Source organism: Mycobacterium colombiense (genome assembly GCF_001672755.1).
GTDB classification, from domain to species: domain Bacteria; phylum Actinomycetota; class Actinomycetes; order Mycobacteriales; family Mycobacteriaceae; genus Mycobacterium; species Mycobacterium colombiense_C.
Map to the genome: position 1 here is coordinate 23,434 of NZ_LZKI01000036.1, position 7,563 is coordinate 30,996.

7 protein-coding genes are annotated in these 7,563 nt (G+C 66.4%); 3 read left to right on the plus strand and 4 right to left on the minus strand.

All coding sequences use genetic code 11. The features are described from left to right. Nucleotides 1-92: 92 nt before the first annotated feature. Nucleotides 93-1,550 carry an aldehyde dehydrogenase family protein gene (locus A5708_RS05195; RefSeq protein WP_065027601.1) on the plus strand — a complete coding sequence of 486 codons (1,458 nt, stop codon included), beginning with the start codon at nucleotides 93-95 and terminating at the stop codon, nucleotides 1,548-1,550. Between the two features lie 5 nt (nucleotides 1,551-1,555). On the opposite strand, the gene A5708_RS05200 is transcribed toward A5708_RS05195, so the two are convergent. Next, a complete protein-coding gene (locus A5708_RS05200; RefSeq protein ID WP_065027602.1) occupies nucleotides 1,556-2,788 on the minus strand; it encodes an osmoprotectant NAGGN system M42 family peptidase in 1,233 nt (410 codons plus the stop codon). 117 nt (nucleotides 2,789-2,905) lie between these two features. After that, nucleotides 2,906-3,787 carry an HpcH/HpaI aldolase/citrate lyase family protein gene (locus tag A5708_RS05205; protein WP_065027603.1) on the minus strand — a complete coding sequence of 294 codons (882 nt, stop codon included), beginning with the start codon at nucleotides 3,785-3,787 and terminating at the stop codon, nucleotides 2,906-2,908. Nucleotides 3,788-3,972: 185 nt separating this feature from the next. On the opposite strand from A5708_RS05205, the gene A5708_RS05210 reads away from it, so the two are divergent. Then, nucleotides 3,973-4,896: a class I SAM-dependent methyltransferase gene (locus A5708_RS05210; protein WP_065027604.1), complete on the plus strand. Its 924-nt coding sequence runs from the start codon at nucleotides 3,973-3,975 to the stop codon at nucleotides 4,894-4,896. A 24-nt stretch (nucleotides 4,897-4,920) separates the two neighbouring features. Here the strand turns inward: A5708_RS05210 and zwf are convergent, their stop codons facing one another. Continuing rightward, complete coding sequence (zwf, locus tag A5708_RS05215; protein ID WP_065027605.1) at nucleotides 4,921-6,420, minus strand: glucose-6-phosphate dehydrogenase; 1,500 nt, start codon at nucleotides 6,418-6,420, stop codon at nucleotides 4,921-4,923. Between the two features lie 132 nt (nucleotides 6,421-6,552). On the opposite strand from zwf, the gene A5708_RS05220 reads away from it, so the two are divergent. Continuing rightward, nucleotides 6,553-6,735, plus strand: a complete 183-nt coding sequence (locus A5708_RS05220) for a hypothetical protein (protein ID WP_040629827.1) — start codon at nucleotides 6,553-6,555, stop codon at nucleotides 6,733-6,735. 31 nt (nucleotides 6,736-6,766) lie between these two features. Here the strand turns inward: A5708_RS05220 and A5708_RS05225 are convergent. Further along, the coding region (locus A5708_RS05225; protein ID WP_065027606.1) for a hypothetical protein at nucleotides 6,767-7,563 on the minus strand (797 nt) is incomplete at its 5' end.

The following is a 7,563-nucleotide window of genomic DNA, read 5'->3' on the forward strand; positions in this document are numbered from 1 at the left end:
GCGCTGGGGTCGGGTTTCTGCCGAATGCCGTAGACAGGCACGGGGTTAAGCGCGTAACTTCTGCCGCAACCAGCCCGGCGAGGAGGAGACGCATGACGGTGCAATCCGTACTGGACGAGGTTCGGGAACGCCCCGGTACCGGTGACGTGATCCCGATCTTCGATCCCTCCACCGAGGAGCAGATCGGCTCGTTCACCGACTGCGGCACCGAAGCCGTCGACGAGGCGGTTGCGCGCGCGAAAGCCAGCGCGGAGTCCGGGATCTGGTCCGGCAAGCCCGATTATGAGCGGGCCAAGATCCTGTGGCGCGTCGCCGACCTGATCGACGAGAACGCCGAGCTGCTCGCCGAGCTCGAAATGCTCAACGCCGGAATGTATCCCGCTCAGGCGGAGATGCAGGTGAAAATCGGCGCCGAGTGGTTCCGCTATTACGCCGGCTGGTGCACCAAGATCGACGGCATCGCGCGGGATGTGAACACCGGCGGCCTGACCGGCGTCGACTCGCACATGCACACCTACACGGTGCGCGAGCCCTACGGCGTGGTCGGGCTGATCTTCCCGTGGAACGGGCCGGTGTTCAATTTCTGCGCGAAGCTCGCGCCGGCGCTGGCGGCGGGCTGCAACAGCGTGGTCAAACCTGCTGAGGAGACGCCTCTTTCGGCGCATGTCCTGATGCGCCTGCTGGCCGAGGCCGGGGTGCCCGACGGGGTGGCCAACCTGGTCAACGGTTACGGGCACACCGCCGGCGCGGCCATCACCGCGCACCCCGACGTGGAAAAGGTCGCCTTCACCGGCTCGACGGAGGTCGGCCGCGCGATCGTGCATGCCTCGGCGGACAGCAACCTCAACAAGGTCACCCTGGAGCTCGGCGGCAAGTCGCCGGTGCTGATCTTCGACGACGCGAAGCTGAAGAAGGCGATCCCGATGTCGGCGTTCGGCACCTTCGTCCACTCGGGACAGGCGTGCGTGTGCGGTTCCCGCATTCTCGTGCAGCGCGGCGTCTACGACCAGGTTGTCGAGGGCATGGCGATGGTCGCCAACGCCATGAAGATGGGCGGCCCCAAAGAAGAGGGCACCATGAGCGGCCCGCTGATCAGCCAGAAGCAGCTCAATCGCGTGCTGGGTTACCTCGAGCAGGGCAGGTCCGACGGCGCGAAGATCGTCACCGGCGGACACCGGCTCGACCGCAAGGGCTATTTCGTGCACCCGACGGTCGTCACCGACGTCGACCCCGACACCAGCCGGCTGTTCCAGGAGGAGATCTTCGGGCCGGTCGTCACGATCCTGCCGTTCGACGACGAGGACGAGGCCGTCGCTCTGGCGAACAACAGCACCTACGGGCTGGCCGCCACGGTGTGGACCAAGGACCTCGGCCGCTCCCACCGACTGGCCAAGCGGCTCAAGGCCGGAACAGTCGGGCTCAACTGCGCTTTCCCGTACGACCACTCGATGCCGTTCGGCGGCTACAAGCAGTCCGGCTGGGGCCACGAGTCCGGCAAGGCCGGCATCGAGACCTACCTACAGACCAAGATCGTCTGGGCGCAGATGTAGCGGCTTCAGGCCTGGGGTCCCTCCGGCGGCCAGTGGATGCCCGGCGATGCCTCGCCCGGGCTTTCGTGAGCGCCGCGCGACAGCGGCACCCACCGCTCGCTGGGTGCGGGCTGCTCAGACGACGGGAAGTCACGCAGATCGCCGGACGGCTTGGCGTCCCATTTGGCGAACGTCAGCGGCGTCTGCAGCCAGGCGTGCAGGAGGTTGTAGGCGGCTTCCAGCGAATCGATGTGGGTGCGCTCCCAGCCGTGGCTGCCGTCGAGGCCGAAGCCGACCAGCGCGGCGCGGGTGTTGGCACCGGCCTCGATGGCCGCGGCGGCGTCGGAGCGGTAGTAGCGAAATATGTCGCGGGCGAACGGAATTCCCTGATCTTGGGCGAGCCGGCAGAGTTTGCGGGTCAGGTGGTAGTCGAACGGGCCGTGCATGTCGGCCATCGGGATCGTCACGCCGTCCTCGAGAGAATGCTGGCCGGGCGCGCACACCGCGTTGTCCACGGAGACCAGTTCGGCGACGTCCGCGGGCAGCCCGTGGCTGGCTCCGTGGCCGACCTCCTCGGTGATGGTGACCATGATCGTGGTGCGGTGTGGCAGCACCACTTTGTTCTCGGAGAAGTTCTTGGCCAGGGCGAGCGCGATCGCGACGCCGGCTTTCCCGTCCAGGTGCCGGGAGACGATGAAACCGTCGGCGGTCAGCTCGGGGCTGGTGATCAACGCGACGAAGTCACCGATCTGCAGGCCGAGCCGGACCAGATCTTCCCGGGTGGACACCTTGCGGTCGATGCGCACCTCGACGTTGTTCCAGTCCGTGGGCTGCGTGTCGATCTCGTCGCCGAACGCGTGCCCGCTGGCTTTCAGCGGCATGACCGTGCCGGTGATGAATTCGTCAGGGTCGTCGATGAAGATGCGCACCCGGGCGCCGGCGGCGAACCGCGCCGAAAAGGTGCCGACCGGAACGATTTCGAGCCGGCCGTTGTCCTTGAGCTCGCGGACCATGCAGCCGATGGTGTCGGAGTGCACCACGAGCGCCCGGTCGGTCGTCGCGGACGTACCCGCGAGTTCGGCCGTCAGCGCTCCGCGCCGGGTCAGCGTGAACGGCACCCCGAAGTGGTCGAAGATGTCGCCGATCACCTGCATCACCGCGTCCGTGCGCCCCGACGGGCTCGGGGTCTGCAGTAGCGCGAGCAGCGTGTCGATCATCCACGCGCGGTCGGCCTCGGCCATGGCCGCGGTCTGGCCCACGTCATCTCCTCTCGAGTCGTCGCCGAACGCGTTCAACCTACCGTGTGTGCGGCACCGAACGCCCGTCGCGGGGCGCCGTCGCGCACCCGCCACCGCGCTCCCGACATGTCCGCTGCCCTAGGAGGCGGATTCCATTTCAGAGATCAAATCCGCGAGGGTGAGGATTCGCTGGGCGTCGCGGACGTGCAGGCTCTCGATCATGCGGCCATCGACCGTGATCACGCTGGTCCCGTCCGCCTGCGCCTGCTCGTAGGCCGAGACGATCTTGCGGGCGTCCTCCAGCTCCTTATGTGACGGACCGAACAGTTCATTGGCGGGGGCGATCTGCGACGGGTGGATCAGGGTCTTGCCGTCGAACCCCATTTCGCGGCCCTGCTGGGCCTCGGCGCGGAATGCGCCCTCGTCGGTGATGTCGTTGAACACGCCATCCAAGATCACCTTTCCGGCCGCCCTCGCCCCCAACAACGCCAGGCCGAGGGCGGGCACGGCGGGCGCGCGCCCGGGGACATGCAGGCCGTGCAGCTCGTTGACCAGGTCGTTGGTGCCAACCACCAACCCGGCCAGGCGATCGCTGCCCAACGCGACCTCCTCGGCCCGCAGAAAAGCCCGGGGCGTTTCGATCATCACCCACAGCTGCAACGACTTCGGCGCTCCCAAGGTGTCGAGCGCCTCGGTCAACGCTTGAACCTGTTGGCCCGTCTCGACTTTCGGCACCAGCACGCCGTCGGCCGTCGACCCGGCCACGGCGGCCAGGTCGTCCCGGTGCCATTCGGTGTCCAACCCGTTGATCCGCACCACGACCTCGCGGGGCCGGTAGCTCTCCGACGAGATCGCGGCGCACACCGTCGCCCTCGAGTCGGCCTTCGCGTCGGGTCCCACCGCATCCTCGAGGTCGAATATCAGCACGTCCGCCGGCAGCGACTTACCCTTCTCCAGCGCGCGGGGCTTGTTGCCGGGCAGGTACAGGGCGGATCGGCGCGGGCGCAGGGTCGGTGCCATGGAGTGATTCGCTTTCGGCGTCGTCGTGGTGCGGGACGGGAGTCAAATGTCCGCGCGACGGGTGCGTGGTGCGCGGGGCATAGCCAGAAAGTACCCTTCGGTACCGGTGGTGCAGTCGCCGGTGGGGAGCGGTCCCGAGGGCGAATCGACCGATGCGGCGAGTGGATCCTGGAAGGGGAAAGCGAATGTCATCATCTGGCTCGGCGCGTACCGAGGGCGACACCTGGGACCTGGCCTCCAGCGTGGGGGCGACCGCGACGATGGTCGCGGCCTCCCGAGCGCTGGCATCGCGCGAGCCGGATCCACTACTCGATGACCGGTTCGCCGAGCCGTTGGTACGAGCGGTCGGGCACCCCTTCTTCATCCGCATGCTGGACGGCCAGATCCCGCTTGACACCGACGACATGCCGATGACGCTGCAGCAGCGGCGCGAGCAGATGACGGTGCGGACAAGGTTTTTCGATGATTTCTTCGGCGCCGCCACCGCCGCCGGCATCCGGCAGGCCGTCATCTTGGCCGCTGGGCTCGACGCGCGGGCCTATCGGTTGCCGTGGCCATCCGGCACGGTGGTTTTCGAGGTCGACCAGCCTGAGGTGATCGCCTTCAAGACCGCCACGCTCGCCCAGATCGGCGCGGAACCGACCGCCGAGCGCCGGACCGTCGCCATCGATCTCCGCGATGATTGGCCAACGGCGCTGCGCGACAGCGGCTTTGACACCGACTCCCCCACCGCATGGATCGCCGAAGGCCTGCTGCCCTATCTACCGCCCGATGCCCAGGACCGGCTGCTGGACAACATCACCGCGCTCAGCGCGCCGGGCAGCCGGCTGGCCACCGAGAACATCACCGACATGAGCGTCTTCACCGACGAACGGGCCCGGGCGATGCGCAGCACCTGGCGGCAGCACGGACTGGACATCGATGTCGCCGAGCTGATTTGGCTCGGGGAGCGCCGCCCCGCCGCTGAGCACCTGGGTGCCACCGGCTGGAACGTCTCGCGCCACCCCACCGAACAGGTCTATGCCGACTACGGATTCGTGCTGCCGGACAACGAAGTCCTCAAGCAATTCCGTCATGCGATCAGCTACCTCAGTGCCGAATTGCCCTGAGCCCGCGGAGTTACGGCGCTTCGGCTAAGGCCGGGCCTCGCGCCACTCCCGTTCGAACGGCAGCCGCCATGCATTCGGCGCGATCAATTGGTGAATCGCGTTGGGGCCCCACGTGCCCGGTTGATACAACTTGGCCGGCGGCGGATCGGTGAGCAGATCTTCCGAACGCTCCCACAATGATTCGATGCCTTCCGCGGTATTGAACAGCGTGTGGTCGCCCCGCATCGCATCGAGTATCAATCGTTCGTAGGCCTCCAGCACGTCCACGACGGTCTCGATTTCCTGCGAGGAGAACTGCATGGACAGTTTGTCCAGCTTCATGCCGGGGCCGGGCCGCTTGCCGTAGAACGACAGCGAAACCTTCGAATTGTCGGCGAGGTCGAAGGTGAGGTGATCGGGACCCTGGGTACCCACCCCGGATCCGGGCGGGAACATGGTTCGCGGGGCCTCTTTGAACGCGATCGAGATGATGCGGATGCCCTCGGCCATCTTCTTACCGGTGCGCAGGTAGATGGGCACCCCGGCCCACCGCCAGTTGTCGATGCCGACCTTGAGCGCGATGAACGTCTCGGTGTCGGAATCCGGTGCCACGCCTGCCTCGTCGCGGTATCCGTTGTACTGCCCGCGAACCACATTGGCGGGTTTGACCGGCAGCATCGACCGGAAGACCTTGTTCTTTTCCTCGCTGATGGCGAACGGTTCCAGCGCCGTCGGCGGTTCCATCACCACGAACGCCATCACCTGGAACAGGTGGGTCACCACCATGTCCTTGTAGGCGCCGGTCTCTTCGTAGAAGTTCGCCCGCTGGTCCAGCCCCAGGGCCTCGGGAATGTCGATCTGGATATGGTCGATGAAGTTGCGGTTCCAGATCGGCTCGAAGAGGCCGTTGGCGAAGCGGAAGGCCAGGATGTTCTGCGCGGCTTCCTTACCCAGGAAGTGGTCGATGCGGAAAATCTGTGATTCCTCGAAGGTTTCGTGCACGAAGTCGTTCAGCGCCACCGCGCTGGCCAGGTCGGTGCCGAACGGCTTTTCCATCACCACCCGTGAGCGTTCGACCAGCTTGGCGTCGCTCAGCATGGTGATGACGGCGCGCGCCGCCTTGGGCGGCACCGACAGGTAATGCAGTCGCCGGACATTCGACCCCAGGTTGTCTTCGGCCTGCGCCACCGCCTCGGCCAGCGCCTCCGGTCCGGCGCTCTGCGGGACGTAGGTGACGATGCTGGCGAAGTTCGACCACTGTTCGGGCGTGAGTTTGTGCGTGCCGAAGGAATCGATCGCCTCCTTGGCGAGATCGCGGAATTCGTCTTGACTCAGGTCTTCCAGCGACGTAGCGACGATCTGAATATCGGGCGCCAATTCGGACTGGTCCAGGTACGCCAGACCGGGGATCAGCTTTCGCTTCGCCAGATCGCCCGTCGCCCCGAAAAGGACGATGACGTGCGGGTCGAGCGGATCGGAATGGTGGCGACGCGGGCGGGCGTCGGCAGCGGGGTAAGCGATGGTCTGAGGTTTATCGGTAGCCACTCTTGCGATACTTCCACCGCCACGGCGCTGTGTCTCGTTCGTTTGACGGCCGCCGGACCTGGTTAGCGAACGCGCGATCGGGTATGGAATAGCGGCGGGTTCCCGGCGCCGGGGCCCGTCCCCCCAACGCCCATGGAAAGCGATATGACCAAACCCGACAAAGACCCGCTGAGCCGCGCTCAGGAGCTGGAAAACATCGTCGATCAGCTCGAGGAAAAGGTTACCGAGGAGAGCGAAGCCGAAGGCGTTCCCGGCAACCGCAGCGACCGGGAACAAGCGGCTGTCCGCGGTACGACCAGCGAGCCGCCGGACTAGCGGGTCGCCGACCTGGCTCGGGTGAATACGGTCATTCGCTCGGTACGTCGATGGCGTGCGCCTTCAGCGTCGCCAGCATCTCGGCCGTCGGCCATTCATCGGCCCGATAGCGGACGGGATTGATTCCCGCGACGGGAAGGATGCCCACCGCATCGACCACCGTCGGAAACGGCACGGTGAACTTGTCGGACACATTCGACGGTTCGCCGACCAGGAATGTCACGTAATCGGTCTGCGGCAGCTCCCACGGGATCCCCTGCCCCCACACCGCATTGGTGCGCCGACCCCAGGCCGTCTCGATCATCTGCGCTTCTCCGACGTACTGCGGGAAGAGCGCGCGTTCATAGTGCTCCCGCAAGAATTCGGCCTGGTGGTTGTATTCCTTGGTGGCCAACAGGGTTCGGGCCCTCAACGCCAACCCGCGCAGAGGGTGCGGGCCGGCCTGATCGAACGGCGCGATGACACTGCCCACGACGGTGTAGCCCTGCGGCGAGATGGGTTGCTCGGCGTCGAGGTACATCTGCTCGGCGACCTCGAAGAGGTCCCCGGCGTTGTCGGGTGCGTCGGTGCCCAGCAGTAACACGCCATCGCCGGGGAAGAACACCAGCGGGCGGGGGCCGCCGGCCACCGCAAGTCCACCCAGCCAGCCGGTGGCCAGGATCATCGAATCGATGTATGTGCCGCCGTCCGCGTCTTTCAACAGGTACTTCTCGCCCGGCTGAAGGGCCTGCTGACGCGCGGAAAGGTTCTCCCTGGCCACCGCGAACGCCTGATCGCCGGTGATGCCCCAAGCTCCCGTTTCCGCCGGCGAGACGATGGCCCGCACAG